Here is a 21,095-nt window from a genome sequence, read left to right as displayed (position 1 = left end):
TTCAACTCCAGTTCTTCTTCTTCCTTCTTCCAACTTCAGTCTTCCCTCCTGAGGACTGACTCCTGACTCCTGACTCCTCCGTCGTTATTTATTTATAACTGTTCAACCGGACATGATATAAGTCCTGTTTTAGTTTGTGAAGAAGGTTGGCGATCAAGAGTTAGAGCTAGACACTGATTATGGCACGGATATACGGATGATTTTTGGGCTCGGTTTGGCGATCGCTCCCAATTGACACTATTCCCAAATTGCCAATATACTAACTCAAAAATAGCCATAATATTTAGATTACAAAAACTCAACTTTTCCGATCGTATCTTCAGGTTCCAATACTTCCCAAATTAGAATTAACCCGCGTAAAATTTCACCAATTGAACGACTTCCCTTAATACAATAAGCAATTCCACTATGTAAAAAACCAGCATAATGTAGTCGTAAAAAATCTCTATCCTGGGTAAAAATAACCCGATTTTGATTAGTGGTACTTAGACATTTTCTGGTAGGAACAATGCGTCAAAGTCAATCTAGACAAGGGAATTACGTCGATGCCTTAAAAATGGCTAGAACCCGTGGTTATTCAGGATTTATGCCTTTTTGACGTAAAATCCTCTGCCTATCTATACTTGAGCCTATTTTATAGCTTTATTTTGTGTAAGTCCCATTAGTAGCAAATCTCAATTTTTCCTCATCTGAAAGAGAAATTAAGTCCGCCTCAGAAGTATTAGTTACATCAATATTTCTTCGTCTTAAACTATCAGTTATGGCATTAGGAGCATTTTTTATTTGGAAGGAGATATTTGTTTAGAAGCAATTTGTCAAAGTTATAAAATTTTTCAAGAATTTAGAGGAGAATAATAATTAAATTGGTTAAATAGACTTATTTGAATTTTGACGTATTATTAGCGATCGCTCTCAATTGACACCATTTCAAATATCTGTTAAAAGATGGTTATAAATATTTATATAATATGTATATTTTATGGAGCAGCAAATCACTTGTAAAGTAGAATCATTCTGGGATGCAGAAGCGGAAGTCTGGGTAGCAACAAGTGCTGATGTTCCTGGATTAGCAACAGAAGCAGACACCATTGAAGCACTCAGTCAAAAACTTCGGGAAATGATTCCAGAATTAATGGTTTTGAACAATATAATTTCGTCTAATTATGTTGGGTATATTGAATTTCAACTAACCAGTCATCGAGAAGAACAAATCAAAGTAGCTTCCTAAAATGGCTTCATCACTAACTCCTAAATTAAAAAAAATTCTCACACAAGCAGGTTGCTATTTCGAGCGACAGGGTAAGGGAGACCATGAAATTTGGTATAGTCCAATGACAGAACACCGATTCGTAGTAGATAATTCTATTAAATCGCGCCATACAGCTAATGCAGTTTTAAGACAAGCAGGATTACCTAAGTTTTTCTAGTCGATCAAACCCAGAAAATTAAGAGTAGTTAGTAGGGTGCTGTAGGCGATCGCTCCTACGTTTTCATATTTATCAATAGATTTGTAATTACCCACTCATTACTATTTATGCTTTGTAATAATATATTGTTTAAAGACAGAATTAAGGTGAAATACAGATTGATTTTCTAATTCTTTTTTCTCAACTAAGCTGCGTCTGCATAAAGATTGGATAGCGTCTAAAAAGTCTGATTTGGATAATTCATTATTAGCAGATGGACAGACAATTGAACATCACCATACCAGAAGCAACAATGCAATTAATTGATGTTTTAGACATAATCAATTTTAACAGACAAAATTTTATTTAAGGAATATTCAGAGATTTTTTGACTGCTTCTTGTACCAAGAAAATAATTTCTGATGGTAACTCTCCTATTTTTTTGTGAAAAACTGAATTGCTAACTGTAGCAATTTTATCTGCCCTAATTAATGAAGTCTTTTTTAAACCTGTTTGTAAAAAATCAGGATGTTCTTCTGACATTAATATCCAAGTTGTTTGTAAATTACTATTAGTAACTTTTGAGAAAATACCTAAAATAATTGCTTCTTCTCTGTGAACTGCTAAAATTAGTGCAGGTCTAACTTTTGTAGAAGTTAAATCGCTAAAAGGGAAGCGAAGTAACCAAATTTCTTGAGGTTTAGAATTCGACATTGTAAATATCTTCTTCTGGTTCATTCCACTCTGAAAAACCTGTTTCTGCTAGTTGCATCATGGTGAGAGTTTCTAGTCTTTCCTCAAGGTCTTCTATGAGAATTATTTGTTGTTGAATAGGTAATTGAAATATCAAAGCTTTTATTTCTTCTATAGTCAGGTTTGAAGTCATATTTAAGTATAATTATTATTTTGAAATTGTTCAATAAGCTGATTTTGATTTTAACATATTATTAGCGATCGCTCCCTAGAGCTAGACACTGATTATGGCACGGATGTACGGATGATTTTTGGGGTCGGTTTGGCGATATCTCTACCTTTTCATATATGTCAATAGGTTTATAATTTACTCCTTCATTACTATTTCTGTTTTGTCACAATATATTGTTTAAATACAGGATTAAGGTCAAATACAGATTGGTTTTCTAATTCTTTTTTCTCAATTAAGCTGCGCCTGCATAAAGATTTCATGGAGTCTAAAAAGTCTGATTTGGATAATTCACTATTGGCAGGTCTTTGGCAAATATTTACTGGTTCATTTTGAGTAGCTAACCAGTAAGCGACTTTTTTTTCTGATGGAGATAAACGCTCGAAGTGAGATTCTAAAATTGGCTCTAAGTTATCTAAATAAATTTCATTTTGCTCGGCTAAAAACTGAGAAACTCTACCATTGTAAAATTCCTTTATTGTTGCAGCGATAATATTTAACCAGGTGGGATGACCTTGATAAACAGTTATTAATTCTGACCATTTTTCCTCATCTGTTAATTCTTTTGCTTTTGTTGCCAAGATTTTTGTGGCTTCTGCTTTTTCTAATCCTTTCAGATGTAAAGTTTTTATTGGATGATTTTCTGTTTCTAATGTAGCTATTTCTCTAGATTTTTCCCAACTGATGAGAATTAGACAACTTTGATGAGATGAAGTGGCAATTTGCTTGAAAAATTTGCCGTAGTTTTTATAGTCTGGTAAGTAGTTACCTGCTAATTCACCGCTTTCAAAAATATTCTCTACATCATCAAGAATGACTAGGCAACGATAATCACTAAAATAATCAATAATTGTGGATAATGGAGTTGTTTTGGATTGGGAAAAAAATTGTTTAAGCTCGGTTTCTAGAGTTGAAAGTTGGAGAATATGGTTAAGACTTTTCCAAAAAATATAGTCAAATTCTGTTTTAATTTGTTCTATAAGTTGACGAGCAAGGGTACTTTTACCGATTCTACTTAATCCGTAGATTGTTATGAGGTGAATGTTGCTTTCTAATATCCATTGTTTGAGGGTAGATACTTCTGATGTGCGATGAAAATTGCAAGTTAATTTCGGTGCGTCTTTGAGATTAATTATTGGGGATTTATTTTTATTTTGAGGAGTGTCAGGAGAAGATGGCGATCGCGCTTGTGTATCTTTAATATTTTGTATGAATTGACCACAAATATTAATATCAATTTCTTGTAATAAACAGTCACCGGAAGAGGAAACTTGAGAAACACGGTATTTTTTCTCTACCTTATAACGAAAATTAGATTTATTCAGGTCTTCTCCTAAGTCTTTACGGAATTTTTTCCATAATTTAGCAGCTTTTTTTTTGACATCAGATTCACTGCAATGGAGTTCTTCAGCTATTTGCCAATATTTTTTTCCTTGCCAAGTACCTTCTAGTATTTTTTTCTGAACCTCTGAGAGATTTTTTCCTGTTTGATTAAATATCAAATTATCTGCCCAATTTAAGACATCTTCAAAACTATTCATAGGTAGATACTAATAAATATTTAGTCCAGTCTATCCTGTGAAATATACTTTTTCAACTAAATATACTAAATGTACTAAATTAGTTCAAAATAGTGATAAAAATTGGGTACTAAATGTACTTGCTGAGAGTGGGCAAAACTAAAATGACGAAATAAAATTAAAGTGCAAAAAAACTCATAAAAAGGGTAGCAGTTAAAATATGGCAGCGTGCTGTAAACAAATAGCAAGAAGAGAAGCAAATTGGGCTGTTAAGAAATGGGCTCTAGGATTTGGAGTAGTGGATTTGCTTCCACTTGCACACCTAGTAATGGATAAAGGTGCTATCTCACTGGTTATCGAAGTTGGATCTATCTTTGATGTTTACTTAGATAGAACCGAAGCCAAGGAGATAATTGAGACAGTTATGCCTAATTATCTTAATGGCCATAAGGTTGCTCATGGCATCCTTGATTTAATCCCTGGCGTTGGATGGAAAGCCAAGTCAATAGTAGGTATGATATCTACATTAGAATTTGGAGATATAGTAATAGATTACTTTAATGATTATTCAGATCTTCCAGACTAAAAAGGAAATTTTGCTAAAAGAAGATTTATACTCAACTGAGCGATCACTCCTTCCCAAACCAAGCAGATTTTAGGAACGATCACTATTAAACCAACACAACTTCACTCGCCAGCAAATTGTAAAACCTTATTATAGAGGCTAACACTAATCCGAAAATTATTTTCAGAAATCAACCGATCCAAAATTGGCTTAATTTCTAAAATTAAACCTTTTCTCTTAGCTTCCTGCAATACAGCTAACAACCCACTTATTTTCCTGACTCCCAACTCCAAAGCTACCCTTCTTCCTCTACGTTCATCAATCAGCAACAAATCTGCATCCAGTTCTAAAGCTAAAATAATCGCTTCTGCTTCTCCTATATCTAAATCAACCTGCAACTCTTCAACTTCTTGGCGATTTTCAACTGTCCGATTTTCGATCCAATCTAAAGTTTGCACCTCAACCGTACCGGGTACTTGATATCCCAAGGAAGTCATTTCATCATAAACTGCTTGAGGAATAATGACGCGATCGTAAAGTTGATGCAGAAGTTCCAAAGCTCCCACTGCTGACAAATTAGTAATAGGTGAAGTATCACTGACAACAATCATAACCTACCCATTTCCTGCAAAGTTTTGATATCCTCCTCAAACTCCTCAACATCATAATGGATACAAATACCGCGTTCAGCAATTTCCCGCTGAAACTCTAACAAATTAATTCCAGCTAAACGACGAGCTTTACCAATACTAATTTTATCTTGTTGAAATAACATAATGGCAATTTCTAACTTTAATTGTGCTTCAGACATTCTAGCTGCTCTCAGCACGTCATCAGGAATAACCACACTCATTTTTTTCTTACCTCCTTTTGATTCTGGAATAGTGCAAATAGACTGATATATATTTTAACATATTATTGGCGATCGCTCCCTAGTAGCTAGACACTGATTATGGCACGGATGTACGGATGATTTTTGGGATCGATTTGGCGATATCTCTACCTTTTCATATATGTCAATAGGTTGATAGTCTCAATCAAATAAGACAACTTATTCAAGTCTTGATGCTAATATCACATCTATTGCTGATATAATAGCTACAAAACCAAGAAATAAAACTGCTCTATTTAATACTTTAACTTCAGCATCTCTGAGGTCAGCTAATTCTGTAATTTACTCGTTCCAAATTGCAATTAACGAACGTCTATAATGTTCTTAATAGATATCAAAACATTTTTGAAAATATTGTAATTTCTGGCAACAACGGTATAAAATAGAATAATCATAGTTTAGTGTCTTGGAAGGAGAAAAATAAAATGCTTAATGGACTAACTTCACAGCAAGAAACAGAAGCTCTTAAACGGACAGAAGACAATATTGAGAAAGTAAAATCGTTTTTAGAAAATTGTATTTCCCCTAATTCATTAACTGATGAAGTACAGGAGTTTTTTCGAGAAGTTGCTGCTCTCAAAGGTCAGAGTACAGAGGTAACTTTACAGGAAATGATGGCAGGCACGATAAAATATTTGGAGGCAATTAATACAGAAATTGAATTTAAAAATGATATCCCTAAAGATATAAATAAGTATGTGGATAAGATAGAGAAATTAGCTGCTGGTATTGAATCTTGTTGGGATATATTTTCAGGAGAAAGTCGTCAATATTTTAGAAAAATAGCTTATAGTTTTACTGAGGCAAGTTCTAAATGTAACGGATTGCAAGGTTTGTTAATTAGATTGAGATTAATTTTGCCTTCCCTACAAAAAAAAGAAGATTTATTTAGTAAGTATCAAAAGTCTTTTTTGATAATTCCAAAAGCTGTAGCTAAAGCAATTGAATTGAGAAAATCAAAATCTACTTCTAAGTTATGGGATAAAAGTCAATATTTGTTAAATAAGGCAACAGAAATATATAATTCAGAGAAGGGAATTTTATTGCCATATTTAAAACATTTGGGGCGTACTCCCGAAGAGCAATTAGAGAAAAATAAACCTGCTATGGCTTGGGCAAAAGCCAGAATGGAAGAAATTAAAAGAGAATACAATGGAGAAAATTTATAGTTATGATTGTAATTTTAGATTCAGGAGTGCTTGATTTACTTGCTAGTCCAGTTAAAGATATTTCTCAAACGAAATATAATGAAATTGCCCAATGTAATGAATGGCTATATGAGCTATTAGCAAAAAGCAGATATGTAGTAACTTCTCAAATTTCTGATTATGAGGTTAGACGAGAATTAATTCGGATTAAAAGTAAAAGTCTACAAAGATTAGATAGTCTTAAGGATGTAGTAGATTTTCTCCCACTTACAACAGAAGTTATGAACAAAGCTGCTGAGTTTTGGGCTGAGGCACGACAAAATCATATCCCGACAACTGATAATCAAAATATTGATGCAGATATGATTATTTCCGCTCAATGGAATATTCTCTGTCAAGAATCTCCTGGGAGAGAAATATATGTTGCTACTACTAATATTAAACACTTGAAAATATTTGTGGGAGAATATGCTCAAAATTGGCGGGATATTAAATCTTAGTTTTTTAATTAAACAACTAAAAATATTGTTTATTATTCATCAGGGAAAAGAGATAATTGGGTTCCTGGCGGTGGGGGTGGAGGTATAATCCCAATAACTTCCTTGATAGTATACTGACTTGAGACTAATTCTCCGCTAAAATCATACTTCTCAATAACTTCAACGATGGCTTTTATTGCGTCACCAGGAAAAATAACAATGTCTCTATTTTTAAAAGATTCTAACCATTTTAAGTCAGCAACTTTTGCTTCGATTCTACTTTTTCCATGTTTAAATTCCCATTTTGATTGGCCAAGTAAATCAAGTTTTTTGACTTTTAAAATCATTTCACGATCATCTTTAATAATATCTTTGAATACTAAATTTTCCTTAGATTCTTCAGAAAGAGAAAAATTACGGTTAATAGGAAAATTTGAGTTTCGAGTTAGATAATATAGTTTATCTGCTTCTTGAAGTTCATAATTTGGTTTGTGCAACTTATCTATAATTAATAATAACTCTTCGTCGCTTGGTGCTGTATAAATATCCAAAGGATTACTTTCAGTTTCTTGTGCTGATTCTTTTAGTATTTCTTGTAACTCTAATATTTCAGAACGATTATTTATTGTATTTCTATCATTAATGAATTTAATAATATCAAGCTTTCCTATTCCCAGATATGAACAAATAGATTTAACATTTATTTTTTGGTTAGCATCAACAGGCTTTAAAATGTTTTTGAACCAAACAATAAATGAGCCTTGCTGTATATTCTCTAATACTAAATTAGACTCAATTTCAACATCAAGATATTTAATTAAAGTATTATCTGTTACTTTGGAAAATTCTATGAGTCCCAACATAGCACGAAATACTCTTCCAGGGTCTTCTGTATCTCTTGCAAAATCAATTTTATAACCAAAATCTGCCATTATTTATATTGACTATCTGTACTTAAAAATTTCTAGAAAAATTTTATTCATATTACTACAAAACTTTAGGAAAAAAAAAGGTGGGGTATACCCACCTCAAAAACTATAACCTACTTCAACCCATCAACTAACTGCTCCTTCGCACTCTCCAACGCTTCCTTCAACTTACTCGGATCGCGACCCCCTGCTTGCGCCAAATTCGGACGCCCGCCGCCGCCTCCTCCACACATTTTAGCTATCCCTCCAATAAATTTCCCTGCTTGCAAACCTTTACTATTCACAGACTTACTAAAAGCAGCAACCAAACTGACTTTCTCCCCAGAAGCAGCACCCAATACCACAGCACTCTCGCCCAACTTTTGTTGTAACCGTTCCGCAGCAGTTTTCAACGCCTCCGCATCAACACCAGGCATTTCCGCTACCAATATCTGAAACTCACCCACAGTCTCAGCATCTCCTAATAACTGGTCAGACTTAGCCACTGCTAACTCACCTTTCAACGCTTCCAACTGTTTTTGCGACTCCTTCAACTCCTGCTGCAAGTTACTCACCCGCTCCGATAACTCCTCCGGTTTTGCCTTAAAGCGATCGCTCAATTCTTTAACCACAACATCTCGGACATTCAAATAATCTAAAACTGCCAAACCTGCAACTGCTTCTATACGGCGCACCCCAGAAGAAATACCAGCTTCAGAAATAATTTTAAACACCCCAATTTCTCCCGTATTATTCACATGAGTTCCCCCACATAATTCCATCGACACTCCCGGATAGTCAACCACCCTTACTACATCGCTATACTTTTCACCAAACATAGCAACAGCTCCCTTTGCCTTTGCCTCATCCAATGGCATTTCCGCAACCGTCGCCGGATGTGCTTCAGCTATCCAACTATTTACCTGAGCTTCCACTTGCTCCACTTCCTCCGGTTTCAACCCCCGGGGACAATTAAAATCAAACCGCAAACGGTCAAAAGATACCAACGAACCCGCTTGAGAAATAGACTGATCTACCAGAGACCGCAAAGCAGCTTGTAACAAATGTGTTGCGGTATGGTTTGCTTGCGCTCTGCGACGACAAGCTGCATCTATTTGAGCATTCACCGTCATTCCTAACTGTAACGTACCCCTTTCCACGCGACCGAAATGCACAAAAATATTATTCTGCTTCTGCACATCTTCTATCCGCACGACCACATTATCCCCACTCAGATAACCGCGATCGCCTATTTGACCTCCAGACTCAGCATAAAAGGGTGTTTGATCAAGCACCACTTGTACTTGAGTACCCGCTTCCGCAGACTCAACCTGTTCCCCTTCAGCTACTAATGCCATTACCTGCGCTGAGGAAGTCAAATATGTGTACCCTAAAAATTCCGTTTTGTCAACATCCAATTTTACCCCACCTTCAGCAGTCAAGTCAATAGTTTCGTGAGCTGACTGAGAACGTTCTTGTGCCAGTTTCATTTCTTTTTCAAACATACTGACATCAACAGTTAAACCATTTTCTTCTGCTATTTCCTGAGTCAACTCCAGTGGAAAACCATAGGTGTCGTATAACTTGAAAGCATCTTCCCCAGAAATTTGTTTGGTTTTCTGAGTTTCCGGTTTTGCCATAATTTCCGCCAACAATTTTTCACCACGCTCCAATGTTTCCAAGAAGCGAGACTCTTCCCGTTGCAACTCAGCTTTAATAGCACTTTCCCTCTCCCGCAAATTAGGGTAAACATCCTCAGAAAGAGCGATCGCTTTCTCAGCAACTTTTGAAGTAAATTCCCCAAAAATGCCAATCAAACGTCCGTGACGCACAACCCGACGAATTAACCGTCGTAAAATATAACCCCTGCCAACATTAGATGCAGTGACACCATCGGCAATTAAATGTGCTACTGCTCGCACATGGTCCCCAATTACTTTCAGGGAAACTTTGGTTTTGTCATCACTTTTTTTGTAGTCTATACCAGCAATATCCGCAGCAGTTTTAATAATGGGAAAAATCAGGTCAGTTTCATAATTATTCGGCACTTTTTGTAATATTTGCGCCATTCTTTCCAACCCCATCCCCGTATCAATATTTCTGTTTTGCAATGGGGTCAGATTTCCCTCTGCATCCCGGTTGTATTGCATGAATACCAGATTATAAAATTCGATAAACCTGCTGTCGTCTTCCAAGTCAATGTTTTCATCTCCCAATTCTGGATGGAAGTCGTAATAAATTTCCGAACACGGGCCACAGGGGCCTGTCGGACCAGATGCCCAAAAATTATCTTCCTCATCCATCCGTTGAATGCGGTGTGCGGGAATACCAATTTTGTCGCGCCAAATAGCAAATGCTTCATCATCTTCTCGGAATACGCTGACAACTAAATGGTCTGGAGGCAAACCGAAGATTTTTGTGGATAGTTCCCAAGCAAAGGCGATCGCCTCTGGTTTAAAATAGTCTCCAAAACTGAAATTACCCAACATCTCAAAAAAAGTGTGATGTCTGGCAGTGCGACCAACATTTTCAATATCGTTAGTGCGGATACATTTTTGGGAAGTGGTAGCGCGGGGATATTTCCGGGGTTGTTGTCCGAGAAATATGGGTTTAAATGGTAACATTCCCGCAATAGTTAGTAAGACTGTGGGGTCTTCGGGAACTAGAGATGCACTAGGTAAAATAGTGTGTTCCCGTTGTGCGTAAAAGTCGAGAAATGTTTGTCGAATTTCGTTACCTGTGAGTTTTTTTGCAGACATAGCTTAAATTCTTCCTTTTTTGTTATTTCAGGACTCACGCAGAAACCTGGTCGATCAAGGAAATCTGGTAGTTTAAACAAATTATGGGAATAAACCCAGTTTCTTGTTTGGGTGCGTAAGTCCTGATAAAAAAATCATAACCCTGTAGGGACATTATGTGCAACGTCTCTACTTTATGGTCTACATACTCTGAAGTAGTTTCCTTGCTTAAGTTCTAACTTTTAACTTCCCTTACATTCTTACTTTTGACTTTTGACTTTTGACTTTTGCCTTCCGTTTACTCCACTCCCCTACTCCCCCACTCCTTCGCTGCCATCAAAAAACTCCTGGAGCTTTTAGCAGTTACTCCTTGAGACTTAATTTTCTCAACCTCAGACTCAAGATTGTTAACATATTCTGAATCTTCCTGTTTTGCAACTTCAACCACATCAATAAGAGCCTGCTTAACTTCTGGGTCTTGATTAGCAGCTGCCTCCAACTCTTGTATTGCCTGATAAAAATCAATAGGAAAAGCTTCTGTTTCAGCAGATTTTAAAGTAGGCAAAATTCCCGCAGGCTTTTGTTGTATTAGTTGCCAAAACTTATTCATCTGTTTCACGGTCTTTTCCCCTAAAGCTTCCCCTATTTTTTCCACATATTTAGTTACAAAAGGAACGGCAATTAGTGCTGCTAGGTCATCTCCTATAGTAGCTTTATAATTACTTTCCAACAAATTTTCCACACTCAAAGGTTTAGGTAAAGGTTCAGAAACTTCAGCATCTATTAACTCTTTATACTTCTCAAAAATTAACACTGCTTCTTCATCTTTATCAGTCAGTTTTTCATAATAATTAGCCAGAGAAAACCAATGTTCAAATGCCAGAATAAATAAACCATTCTCAGCTAATTCCATGCGCCAATATCTAGAAGGACGAGAATCTATTACCTGAAATAAAGGTGCAGGATTTTTGATAGGAAAATAAGTAAAACGTTCGTCACAAATATAATACCAAATATTTTTTTTGCCAGATGTAGAGTGCATAGACAACATATTCTTTACCAACTATCAAATTAAACTCAGTTTCTTTAGTACGATATAAAGATGAATCCAGATAACTTTCAGGTAGAAAATCCCCTGTATTAGCAAGACAACAAACTTTCATAATTAATTTACCTCTCTAACTTTTCCGCACTTTTCTGGGATAGGTACGTTTAATTTTGTCTTCGACGTTTTGCCAAGTTTTATTATTTCTATACCAATGTATTTCAACAATTGCTCCATCAATTATTGTGGTTTGATTACTAGCTATTTTATACCAATCTTCAGGATTACCACCATAATTAGCAATCAGTCTAGGAGCATCTCTAAGTGGAGTTTCCGTTCCTCCTATAATTTCAACTCCTGGTTGATTTTTAGCATCTTCTAGCAGAATTTGTTCTTGTAAGTTAGTAGGAGTATCATCAGGAACTTGACCTTGAGTCATTAGTGAAATTTAAAGTATGAAAAGTTAATATCTGGACTTACATTTTGTAAATATGCCAGCGCACATTCCTATATCTACAACAGTTTTCAAGTCGAAGAAAAAATCAAAGAAAAAGCAGGAAAAATATTAAAAATACTCCCTACCCTCCCCTACTCTTCTACTTCCTCTAAAACTACGTCTTCATAAAGCATCTCAATGGGAAAGCTAAAATCTACAGAAGTTAAGGTTACTTCGTCACCTTCTCCATAATTATAAAGTTCCCAAACACCATTTTCATTAGGCCGAAAACACTCCACTGTCATCTCTCGCGCATCAATTAAAACGTATTCTTTTAAAGTAGAAATATTGCGATAATTTTTAAACTTTTTACCCCTGTTAAAAGCTTCGGTTCCTGGAGATAAAACCTCTACGACTAAGCAAGGATAATAAATAATTTTAATAGCACGTCGGTCTCTTTCATCGCAAGTTACCATGACATCAGGATAATAAAAAGGTCCTTTTTCGGATACTCCTAATTTGACATCTGCCATTAATACTTTATACCCTTTACCGCGCAGATGATTTTTTAAAGCCACTGTTAAATTAACTGCAATGTCATTATGAGGAATAGTTCCCCCAGTCATGGCAAAAACTTGACCGTTCATATATTCATATTTAATCGGTTGTTTCTCCTCCCAGTCAAAGTATTCTTGGGGAGTCATTGGAACTGGTTTGGGGATTGCTACCATTGTTTTTCTCCTGGTAATTGAAGTTTCGATTTGATTTTAACATATTGGGGAACAGAGTTCTATCGCTCTTGTTTTCTGGCAAGTATATTAAGCGATCGCTCTTGTTGCTAGTGGGAGCGATCGCTACTATTGTAATTACTTAGGGACTTCTAAGAAATAAATTATCCCAAAACTATCCAAAGTTAGTATCTGTTTGATTACGACTTTAACTGTTGATGGCAGGTAGTAGATAAAGGAACGAAAGCGATCGCTTCTAGTAGCACAGGTATTGACTATTTTCAAAGTATTAGGCACTGTCAGCTTTCTGGTTTGGCCGTTAAACAGTTTGCTGAGGATGTCCTTGTCTATACCCGTAGACCTGGCCAGATCAGCATTGCTTGGGAAGCCCATCTAGTGAATTAACTGTTTTAAAGCCATTCCCGACTTCTTGTTAATTGGAGGTCTTTTTGCCAGAATAGTTAAAAAATTCTTAATTAATCTATGTTTATCGTTTTTATCAGAGACTCTTATAAAAGAAATCTCAATGGGGTTTGTAAATTGTTGCAAACAAACAAATTTGAGATTTAGTGTAAAAGCAGAAGGCATCTCCTAGATTGTTACTTGATGTAAGGCTTCCTATCAATTTTATGGACTATTTACTATGAACTTTCGCAACTATTGTCAATTTAAAGGTAAAGCCAAGAAGATTTCCGGTCTGGCTTTAACTTTGGTTTCACTCTTAGTAGGTGGCCAAGCTAAGGCTGCCAGTTTCAATTTTACGAGGATTGCAGACACAACAAACAATCCTTTCGTACCTAGTACTCAGTACTCTAGCGTTGAGCGCGGACTCGGTACACCGGGCTTCTGGCGCAACTCGTATAACCTGGAAACAGATCCTAATTATCAGGCTGGCAAGGGCATCGCGATTAGTAATGGTGGACGAATTGCCTACCATGCAGAAAAGAGAACGTCATCTGGACAGACTTATCAGGGCATTTATATTGGCTTAGGTGCTGCTCCAGAGACAGTAGCGACAACAGACGGCACAATATTTGCTAGCTTCGATCAGGGAATTGCTATCAACGCAAACAAAGAAACTGCTTTTATTGCTACATTGAACGATGGTACTACAGCTATCTATGTCAACAGACCTGGCTGGCCGCAGCCTAGGTTGATTGCCAGTAGCACTGAGGGCTATGACTTTGCTCCTGGAGTTTCTATAAATGACAGTGGAGAGGTAGCATTCACTGCTCGGAGAAATGGTCACACTAATGTCTATAAAGCAACACTACCGACTGCACCAAATCCTCCAAGCGTCACCACTGAGATTACCCAGTGTTCTGGTCTATCGGCTGATGGAAGTCAATGTCCTGTAGATTTTTACGCTCCTTCGATTAATAATGAGGGAGTCGTTAGTTTTTCTAGCGAGAACGGTATTTTCGTTGGGGATGGAGGTGCAACTACTCCCGTTGTTTCTGACAATCCTGCTTTTCTGGTAGGTTCATACCGTGAAGCTAATATTAATGACAACGGATTGGTGTCGGGTTATGTGGGTATCACTGCTAACACTACTCCTATACCAGGTTTGCAAGGTCAAATAATCTTTTCTGGTGATGGTGCGAACGGCAGCGTGATTGCTGGTAATTATTTTGAGAACCCCTGGCGTTGGGGTCACGGAGATCCAACCAGCTCAAGCTTCTTTAGTATGGGCACAAGTTCCATCAACGATAACGGAAACGTTGCCTTCATGGCGAATCAGAGTAACCCTCAAGATTCCAGAAATAAGAAAGGCATCTTTACTGGAAGTCATGCAATAGATGATAAAGTAATTGGCTTGGGCGATACGCTCCTGGGCTCTACAGTTGTCGATTTAGCCATGGATCGCGGTAGCTTGAGCAACGACAGCGAAATCGCCTTCTGGGCAAGACTGGCTAATGGAACTGAAGGTGTTTACCGTGCCAACCCGTTCGGTGATTCCCAGTTTAATCCTTGGTTGCCAAACTGCCCTCACCAAGAAATAAACACGATGAGTTTCTGCGGTGTCACCTCCGGTGCTTGGTACGACCCCCCCACTGCTTACGGTTTCCACTACGAGATGGACAGCGACTCTCTATTTACCTCAATCCTTGATTTGCCTTCTACATTTGAGAATCCCTTCACCGTTCTCGTTGAGGATATTGTTTTGGGTGAGTTTTCTAGTGGCGACGAAATTGACTTTAGCCTCTATGCTGATATCTTAGGCGACTTCCTCATTGATGGCGAGGGTGTAGAACGGTTTACTGTTCGCACAGGTGATGCGATCGACCCCACAAATCCTATGGCTCTACCAATAAAACTCGCCTTCAATACAGAAACAGCCGACTTTACCCTGTCTCCAGTTGAACTAGAGTCAACGCCAGAACCAGCAACCGTTCTAGGATTGCTATCTGTAAGCGCATTATTCCTAGGTTCCCGACTAAAGCGTAAATAATCCAATTGCTTTAGAGTATTATTAAGAAACTGGGTTTGTGGAAAACAGATGCTAAGTATAGCAAGACATCTAACGCAAACTCGGTTTTTATGTTCCTTCTGGCAAATCTTTAGAATGATTAGGAATAGTAGTATACAAATTCCTATCTGGATTGTACCAAATCTCATGGCTACCAGCAGCTTGACGGTCAAAAACAAACCCAAAAGTCTTCAATTTCTTCACAATTTCAAAGGTAGCGAAATCCTGCCAACCTTCCCATAAAACCACCAAATTATTCACTAATAACCAATGGATAATCAAACTTTTCAGCAAGAGTTTGTAAACTTTCCAGATTCAGAGGTTGTCTTTCCCTACGAGCTTCTATTAACTTACTAGCTACATCGCGAGCTATTTCCAAAGTTTCAGTCAGAGTTTCTCCCTGAGCAACTAAACCAGGCAAAGCATCGCTAGTTGCCAAATAAACTCCTTCAGGTAACTTTTCAATCTGTAGTTGCAACAGTTTTTCCATAATATTTTAGATTGGAGAAAGTCAAAAATTTTCTCAATTTTTACAGCTATTATACAGCAGTTTTTAGGTCAATGAACCACATTATTAAAAAAGCGGTTAGCAGTCAGCAATTGACTTTTGACTCTTGATTTCCATAATTCTTACTTTTGACTTTTGACTTTTGACTTCCATTAACTTTTGACTTTTGACTTCCATAATTTTAACTTTTGACTTTTGAATTTTGACTTCCATACAGATATCTATACCAGACGAAGTACAAACAGATAGAAAGTACAAGCAGCAACAGGAATAGAATTTGGAAATTATCCCAACGTTTCATCATAAACATAATTCCCGTGAGACACAAAACTATTTGCCAGGGAATCGCGATCGCAGTTACCAGTAAATCCCGCCTGTTCTCTAATGCGATATTGATCGTGAGATTGCGGGGAATATTAACAGCGATCGGCTTCCAGAAACCAAAGGGACGGGTGACAGTATAAAAATTCTCCAGAACTGACTGTTCCGTTGCTGGAGTTAACAGAGTGCCAGCGATACATCCTGCCAAAGAACAACTGCTAGGAATTAGAAATTGGATAAATTCAGCAAGTTGCAGATTCGGGAAAGAAGGTAAGACGATCGCCTTAGTAACAATTGCAGCCACCATACCAGCAGCGATACCAGTAGCAAATCCATAACCATTAAACCGCCACCAATACCATCTTAACAGCAAAGGAACTGCCAAACCCGTACCCAATCCCAGAGTCAACCATCCCCAAATTTCATTGATATTGGAGATACTGAAGCTAAATAGCAATCCCACCATAACAATGATAACCGATGCCCAACGACTTTGAGCCAGCAGTTTGCGGTTGTCAGCTTGCGGATTGAGATAAGCTTGATAAATATCCTTCACCCAGTAAGCAGCGCCACCATTAATTAAGGAGTCAAAAGTAGACATCCCGGCGGCGATAAAACAAGCTAATACCAATCCCTTGATTCCCACTGGTAGGTAAGTAGCGATAACTGTTGGCAAGACCAGTTCCGGGTCAGGAATTACTTGGTTAGTAATGCCGTAATTGATGCCCAGGATCGCAAAGGCAGTTACCAAAGGCCAGCGAAAGGAAAGCAAGAATATCCACCACAGGGACATTAACCCCACTTCCCGGTCGCTTTTGGCGGCAAAATAGCGCTGCATCATATAACCACCGATACCGCCAAACCCTTCCATCAATACTTTCAGCAGATAGAAACAAAGGATAGCGCCGAACAAGTTGAAACGACCATAGTCTCCGGGCAAGTCTACTTCCATGGAGGGGAATATACTACTCCACTCGCTAAAATTCCACTCGTGCAATTGCTCGGTTCCCGGAATAGAAATGGCAAATGTCTCCGGGAGAGGGGGAAGTTGCAGAGCGATCGCGCAGATATAGATGATAGCCACAAAAATCAAAACTCCCTGAAACAGGTCTGTTAACACCACCCCATAAAAACCGCTAAGGACAGTGTATATCAATGCCAGGAAGATAATTAAAATCGAGGCTATGCGGGCATCCACTGTGATAAATTCTCCTAAGAATTTGCCCCCACCTATGGCAAAGTAACTAATCCTGCCAATAGTCAAGATAATAGCAGCAACGGCACTAACTATCCGGGCGATATTTCCTTCCCGTCCGACTCCAAAACGCAAATGCATCCATTCTGCTAAAGTCATAACTTGGGCGCGACGGTTCCACTTGCCCATAAAAATCATGAACATTGCTAGAATTAAGGCAATGCCACCCCGGAGTTCCAGAAAAAATCCCTTCGTTCCCAAGGCGTAGACTAAAGCTGTTATCAACATTGTCCCCGCAATGTCCGTATTGGAAGCCATTCCGGATGCCCCCAATACCCACCAAGGCATATTCCGATCGCCCAGAAAGTAAGAGTCTATGCCACCGGATGCTTTGCGCTGGAGAAATATGCCAAACAGGACGATCGCCAGCAGGTAGATGACGACAATAGTGTAATCAATTAAATGCATAAACTACTCAACTTGTAAAAGTAGGGAATAGGGAACAGTAGAAGTAGTGGACCGACGCTAAAATGGTCCATTAGGGAGTGGGGGAGTAGGGGAGTGGGGGAGTAGGGGAGTAGGGAAGACACCTAGAAATAAAAATCTATTGCACAGTTTTAGATGTGTCAGTCTACTACTGGACTAGACTTTGACAAATACTCCATTGTTGGTGTTGCATAAATGCGGAATAATTTTAATAGTCTTGTGGAATGGGCATCTTGCGTGTTCCCGTTCGCCCGTTCGCCCGTTCACCTACAAAGTGCCAATTCACGAAAACATTCAACGCATACTTTGTTTTTTCTCAGCTTTTAAGTCGCGACTACCCACAGCAGCTAATTCTGCATCCATCAAAGTTTTTCCTGTTGCTGCTAGATAAACATCATCCAAACTTGGTCGCGCTTGAGCAATACCAAAAATAGGTAAACCTTCCTCCTGCAATGACTGTTGAATTTTAATCAAAGCATCGCTCTGGGGTGTCACAACTAAGTTTAAAGAATTGCCTTGAGCAGCATTAACAATAACTTCTTGGACTATGGGCAAGTTTCCTAGTAATACTTTGGCTTTTTCTGCTTCTTCAGTAGAAGAAAATTCCCTAATACGGAGAGTGATGCGATCGCCTCCCACTCGGTCTTTAAGTTCCGAAGGAGTACCCGTCGCAATAACCACACCTTGGTCAATAATAGCTACCCTATCTGCCAAAGCATCAACTTCTTCCAGATAGTGACTGGTAATCAAAACTGTTGTGCCTGAGTCTCGCAACTGACGCAAAAAATCCCAAACTGCTACCCGACTATCAATATCTAAACCCACTGTGGGTTCATCCAAAACTAAAACATCTGGTTGATGCAATAAACCTGCCGCTAAATCTAGACGTTTACGAATACCACCTGAATAAGTGCCTGTTTTTTTATCTGCCCAATCTTCTATTCCCAAGAGGGCGATCGCTCCTTCGATTCTTTCCCTTGCCAATTTGTCTGGAATATGATATATAGCTGCTTGCAGTTCCAGTAGTTCTCGGCCCGTCAGTACCTTGTCGATGGCCACTTCCTGAGCAACATAGCCAAGGCGTTGTCTAGCTATTCTCGGTTGGTCAACTACTGAAATACCAGATACTTCTAAACGTCCAGCGTCTGGTGTAAGTAGAGTACACAGAGCGCGTAGTGTGGTTGTTTTACCTGCACCATTAGGGCCAAGCAAACCAAATATTTCTCCAGGTTCTATCTGAAAGGAAACGTCCTTAACTGCTGTAACTGAGCCATAACTTTTCTGAAGGTTTTCTATTAAAACTGCTGGTGCCATGATTATGAGTAAATATAGGGTTTTCTCCGATCATTGTAATTGTTTATATTATTGTCGGCAGAAAACCAGCAGATAGAAAAGTTTTTCTTATCGAAATATTGTGGTTTAAAGCCTCCTCTTTTAAGGGGATAATAAATAAAAATTTTCATGATTAGTCAATCCTCTTCTTTTCAAGAAGAGGTAATTCTAAATTCTAAATTCTAAATTCTAAATTCTTGAATGTTCCCTGCGATAAAATTAATGCTAGCTTCTCATAAATAGTAAATAAGGCTGCCCTTTTAAGGGGATGAAGAAGCGGTCGAGGGATGGCGCAGGTTTCTTCGCCATATCCAATGGACCAAGAGACAATCAAGTTCAATATTTCAAGCCTCTAACTTTCCTGCGGAATGCTGCGCAAACAGTTGGAGGTACTGATAACTGATAACTGATAACTGATAACTGAAATGACCATAGATGTTCAAGCCTTTTTTCAGGCAACAAACCCTGGCATTCCTCTGTTCATGGATAATGTAGAAATTGACAAGAAATACTACATTGACTTCTCGACTGTGCGTGGAGGAAAAGTTATAAAAAAATTAAAAAATACTATTACTCTCTGGTCTTCAGACCAACCTACTTGCCAACTATTCACCGGACATATTGGTTGTGGTAAGTCTACAGAATTATGGCAACTCAAACAACAGTTAGAAACGGAAGGCTTTCACGTTGTCTATTTTGAATCTGACAAAAGCCTAGAAATGGGAGATGTGGATATAGGTGATATTTTTCTAACTATTGCACAACAGGTCAGCAGAAGTTTGGAGAAGTTGGAAAAACTTAACCTGGAGGAACCAAAAGGATTAAAAGGTCTACTTCAGGGAGCTGCAAAATTATTGCACACAGAAATTGAACTCTCTGCAGAAGCTAATATTCCCGGTGTGGGTAAAGTAGCAGCTAGCAGTGAGGGTTCATTTTCAGCAGAAGTTGGTTTGCCTGGAGTTGGTCAAGTCAAAGCTGACGAAAAAGGATTAGAATTTGTAGCTTTAGGAATTGGTAAAATTACTGCCCAAGCAAAAGCTAGTCCCGAACTTCGTAGTAAACTCAGAGAATATCTCGGACCCCGCACCAGCAGAATTATTGAAACTATTAACAAAGAATTGCTCGAACCCGCTAACGAAAAGCTGAAACAGTATGGTAAAAAAGGATTAGTGGTTATAGTTGACAACCTGGAAAAAGTTGATAGCTCACCTAAACCTTGGGGACGACCTCAACCAGAATATCTATTTGTTGACCGGGGCGAACAATTGATGAGTCTTCATTGTCATTTGATTTATACTCTTCCTATGGCACTGAGGTTTTCCAATGACTACGACACATTAACTCAAAGATTTAAGAAAGACCCTCAAATATTGCCAATGGTGGCGACACAGTTGCGTGATGGTAGTGAATGTGCTGAAGGAATGAAGTTAATGCGACAGTTAGTGTTGGCGAGAGCATTTCCAGAATTAGATGAACAACAACGTTTGGCAAAAGTTACCGAAATATTTGATAGTCAGGAAACTTTAGATTACTTATGTCGTTTCAGTGGTGGTCATGTGAGGAATGTATTGCGAATAGTTAATGAGGCTATTATGGAAGAAGGGGATCTTCCCATCTCCCGCGCTAGTGTTGCCAATGTAATTAGAACTTATCGCAATCAGCGACTTTTAGCTGTAGATGACCATGAGTGGGAATTATTGCGCCGAGTTGCTCAGACAAAAAAAGTAACGGGAGATGATGGATACCAAATTTTAATTCGGAGTATGTTTGTTTATGAGTATCAAGATGAACTTGGCCCTTGGTTTGAAATTAATCCTCTCTTGAAAGATGCGCCGGAGTTAAATATAAGGGAGTAGTGGAGTAGGGGAGTGGGGGAGTAGGGGAGTGGGGGAGTGGGGGAGTAGGGGAGATAAAGACACCTAGAAATAACAATCTATTGCACAGTTTTAGCTGTGTCAGTCTAGTAGTGGACCGTTTCACCTAAAATAGTGCAGAG

Annotated in this window: 25 protein-coding genes; 7 read left to right on the top strand and 18 right to left on the bottom strand. The window is 38.2% G+C overall.

The features are described 5' to 3' along the window. Positions 1 to 92: 92 nt before the first annotated feature. On the bottom strand, positions 93 to 278 hold the full coding sequence (locus F6K54_RS10300; protein WP_293077115.1) for a hypothetical protein: 186 nt from the start codon (positions 276 to 278) through the stop codon (positions 93 to 95). 10 nt (positions 279 to 288) lie between these two features. Further along, the gene (locus F6K54_RS42785) at positions 289 to 510 is read right to left on the bottom strand and encodes a DUF5615 family PIN-like protein (protein ID WP_366558093.1); all 222 of its coding nucleotides are present in this window, start codon (positions 508 to 510) and stop codon (positions 289 to 291) included. Between the two features lie 469 nt (positions 511 to 979). On the opposite strand from F6K54_RS42785, the gene F6K54_RS10295 reads away from it, so the two are divergent. Both F6K54_RS10295 and F6K54_RS10290 read left to right on the top strand, forming a co-directional pair. Beyond that, entirely contained in the window at positions 980 to 1,228 is a 249-nt protein-coding gene (locus F6K54_RS10295) for a DUF1902 domain-containing protein (RefSeq protein WP_293077113.1), read from the top strand. A gap of 1 nt (position 1,229) precedes the next feature. Continuing rightward, complete coding sequence (locus F6K54_RS10290) at positions 1,230 to 1,427, top strand: type II toxin-antitoxin system HicA family toxin (RefSeq protein ID WP_293077111.1); 198 nt, start codon at positions 1,230 to 1,232, stop codon at positions 1,425 to 1,427. Positions 1,428 to 1,772: 345 nt separating this feature from the next. Here F6K54_RS10290 and F6K54_RS10285 read toward each other — a convergent pair whose 3' ends face one another. The 3 genes from F6K54_RS10285 to F6K54_RS10275 form a co-directional block, all read right to left on the bottom strand. Continuing rightward, a complete protein-coding gene (locus F6K54_RS10285; protein ID WP_293077109.1) occupies positions 1,773 to 2,120 on the bottom strand; it encodes a type II toxin-antitoxin system PemK/MazF family toxin in 348 nt (115 codons plus the stop codon). After that, positions 2,107 to 2,292, bottom strand: coding sequence for a hypothetical protein (locus F6K54_RS10280; RefSeq protein WP_293077107.1), 186 nt, complete (start codon positions 2,290 to 2,292; stop codon positions 2,107 to 2,109). The genes F6K54_RS10285 and F6K54_RS10280 overlap by 14 nt, the downstream gene beginning before the upstream one ends. 188 nt (positions 2,293 to 2,480) lie before the next feature. Beyond that, positions 2,481 to 3,869 carry an NB-ARC domain-containing protein gene (locus tag F6K54_RS10275; protein WP_293077105.1) on the bottom strand — a complete coding sequence of 463 codons (1,389 nt, stop codon included), beginning with the start codon at positions 3,867 to 3,869 and terminating at the stop codon, positions 2,481 to 2,483. Positions 3,870 to 4,068: 199 nt separating this feature from the next. Here F6K54_RS10275 and F6K54_RS10270 point away from each other — a divergent pair, with 199 nt between their 5' ends. Then, the gene (locus F6K54_RS10270; RefSeq protein ID WP_293077103.1) at positions 4,069 to 4,434 is read left to right on the top strand and encodes a hypothetical protein; all 366 of its coding nucleotides are present in this window, start codon (positions 4,069 to 4,071) and stop codon (positions 4,432 to 4,434) included. A gap of 101 nt (positions 4,435 to 4,535) precedes the next feature. Here F6K54_RS10270 and F6K54_RS10265 read toward each other — a convergent pair whose 3' ends face one another. Together F6K54_RS10265 and F6K54_RS10260 are read right to left on the bottom strand one after the other, a co-directional pair. After that, positions 4,536 to 5,024 carry a DUF3368 domain-containing protein gene (locus F6K54_RS10265; protein WP_293077101.1) on the bottom strand — a complete coding sequence of 163 codons (489 nt, stop codon included), beginning with the start codon at positions 5,022 to 5,024 and terminating at the stop codon, positions 4,536 to 4,538. Then, positions 5,021 to 5,266, bottom strand: a complete 246-nt coding sequence (locus F6K54_RS10260; RefSeq protein WP_202224470.1) for a UPF0175 family protein — start codon at positions 5,264 to 5,266, stop codon at positions 5,021 to 5,023. The genes F6K54_RS10265 and F6K54_RS10260 overlap by 4 nt, the downstream gene beginning before the upstream one ends. Positions 5,267 to 5,730: 464 nt before the next feature. Here F6K54_RS10260 and F6K54_RS10255 point away from each other — a divergent pair, with 464 nt between their 5' ends. Together F6K54_RS10255 and F6K54_RS10250 are read left to right on the top strand one after the other, a co-directional pair. Beyond that, positions 5,731 to 6,474, top strand: coding sequence for a hypothetical protein (locus tag F6K54_RS10255; protein WP_293077098.1), 744 nt, complete (start codon positions 5,731 to 5,733; stop codon positions 6,472 to 6,474). Positions 6,475 to 6,476: 2 nt separating this feature from the next. After that, a complete protein-coding gene (locus tag F6K54_RS10250; RefSeq protein WP_293077096.1) occupies positions 6,477 to 6,953 on the top strand; it encodes a type II toxin-antitoxin system VapC family toxin in 477 nt (158 codons plus the stop codon). A 32-nt stretch (positions 6,954 to 6,985) separates the two neighbouring features. Here the strand turns inward: F6K54_RS10250 and F6K54_RS10245 are convergent, their stop codons facing one another. The 7 genes from F6K54_RS10245 to F6K54_RS10215 all read right to left on the bottom strand — a co-directional run bounded on the left by F6K54_RS10245 (position 6,986) and on the right by F6K54_RS10215 (position 13,180). Continuing rightward, the gene (locus F6K54_RS10245) at positions 6,986 to 7,864 is read right to left on the bottom strand and encodes a hypothetical protein (RefSeq protein WP_293077094.1); all 879 of its coding nucleotides are present in this window, start codon (positions 7,862 to 7,864) and stop codon (positions 6,986 to 6,988) included. A 110-nt stretch (positions 7,865 to 7,974) separates the two neighbouring features. Then, on the bottom strand, positions 7,975 to 10,599 hold the full coding sequence (alaS, locus tag F6K54_RS10240; protein WP_293077092.1) for an alanine--tRNA ligase: 2,625 nt from the start codon (positions 10,597 to 10,599) through the stop codon (positions 7,975 to 7,977). Between the two features lie 277 nt (positions 10,600 to 10,876). After that, positions 10,877 to 11,620, bottom strand: coding sequence for a hypothetical protein (locus F6K54_RS10235; RefSeq protein WP_293077090.1), 744 nt, complete (start codon positions 11,618 to 11,620; stop codon positions 10,877 to 10,879). After that, positions 11,574 to 11,741 carry a hypothetical protein gene (locus F6K54_RS10230; RefSeq protein WP_293077088.1) on the bottom strand — a complete coding sequence of 56 codons (168 nt, stop codon included), beginning with the start codon at positions 11,739 to 11,741 and terminating at the stop codon, positions 11,574 to 11,576. The genes F6K54_RS10235 and F6K54_RS10230 overlap by 47 nt, the downstream gene beginning before the upstream one ends. 15 nt (positions 11,742 to 11,756) lie before the next feature. Then, positions 11,757 to 12,062, bottom strand: coding sequence for a hypothetical protein (locus F6K54_RS10225; protein ID WP_293077086.1), 306 nt, complete (start codon positions 12,060 to 12,062; stop codon positions 11,757 to 11,759). Positions 12,063 to 12,211: 149 nt separating this feature from the next. Next, positions 12,212 to 12,790: a Uma2 family endonuclease gene (locus F6K54_RS10220; protein WP_293077084.1), complete on the bottom strand. Its 579-nt coding sequence runs from the start codon at positions 12,788 to 12,790 to the stop codon at positions 12,212 to 12,214. A gap of 135 nt (positions 12,791 to 12,925) precedes the next feature. Continuing rightward, positions 12,926 to 13,180: a hypothetical protein gene (locus F6K54_RS10215; protein ID WP_293077082.1), complete on the bottom strand. Its 255-nt coding sequence runs from the start codon at positions 13,178 to 13,180 to the stop codon at positions 12,926 to 12,928. 250 nt (positions 13,181 to 13,430) lie between these two features. Here F6K54_RS10215 and F6K54_RS10210 point away from each other — a divergent pair, with 250 nt between their 5' ends. Then, positions 13,431 to 15,239: a choice-of-anchor tandem repeat NxxGxxAF-containing protein gene (locus F6K54_RS10210; protein ID WP_293077081.1), complete on the top strand. Its 1,809-nt coding sequence runs from the start codon at positions 13,431 to 13,433 to the stop codon at positions 15,237 to 15,239. 87 nt (positions 15,240 to 15,326) lie between these two features. Here the strand turns inward: F6K54_RS10210 and F6K54_RS10205 are convergent, their stop codons facing one another. From F6K54_RS10205 to F6K54_RS10190, 4 genes are all read right to left on the bottom strand, one after another. Next, positions 15,327 to 15,506, bottom strand: coding sequence for a type II toxin-antitoxin system HicA family toxin (locus tag F6K54_RS10205; protein ID WP_293077079.1), 180 nt, complete (start codon positions 15,504 to 15,506; stop codon positions 15,327 to 15,329). 4 nt (positions 15,507 to 15,510) lie between these two features. Continuing rightward, a complete protein-coding gene (locus F6K54_RS10200) occupies positions 15,511 to 15,747 on the bottom strand; it encodes a type II toxin-antitoxin system HicB family antitoxin (protein ID WP_293077077.1) in 237 nt (78 codons plus the stop codon). Between the two features lie 199 nt (positions 15,748 to 15,946). After that, on the bottom strand, positions 15,947 to 17,599 hold the full coding sequence (locus F6K54_RS10195) for a sodium:solute symporter (RefSeq protein WP_293077075.1): 1,653 nt from the start codon (positions 17,597 to 17,599) through the stop codon (positions 15,947 to 15,949). A gap of 462 nt (positions 17,600 to 18,061) precedes the next feature. Next, positions 18,062 to 19,081: an ATP-binding cassette domain-containing protein gene (locus F6K54_RS10190; protein ID WP_293077073.1), complete on the bottom strand. Its 1,020-nt coding sequence runs from the start codon at positions 19,079 to 19,081 to the stop codon at positions 18,062 to 18,064. Positions 19,082 to 19,524: 443 nt separating this feature from the next. Between F6K54_RS10190 and F6K54_RS10185 the strand changes: the two genes are divergently transcribed. After that, positions 19,525 to 20,955: an ATP-binding protein gene (locus F6K54_RS10185; RefSeq protein ID WP_293077071.1), complete on the top strand. Its 1,431-nt coding sequence runs from the start codon at positions 19,525 to 19,527 to the stop codon at positions 20,953 to 20,955. Positions 20,956 to 21,095: the final 140 nt, after the last annotated feature.

Source organism: Okeania sp. SIO3B5 (assembly GCF_010692555.1).
Lineage (GTDB): Bacteria > Cyanobacteriota > Cyanobacteriia > Cyanobacteriales > Microcoleaceae > Okeania.
Note: the sequence above shows the minus strand (reverse complement) of the source record. Positions and strands in the feature narration are given on the sequence as shown.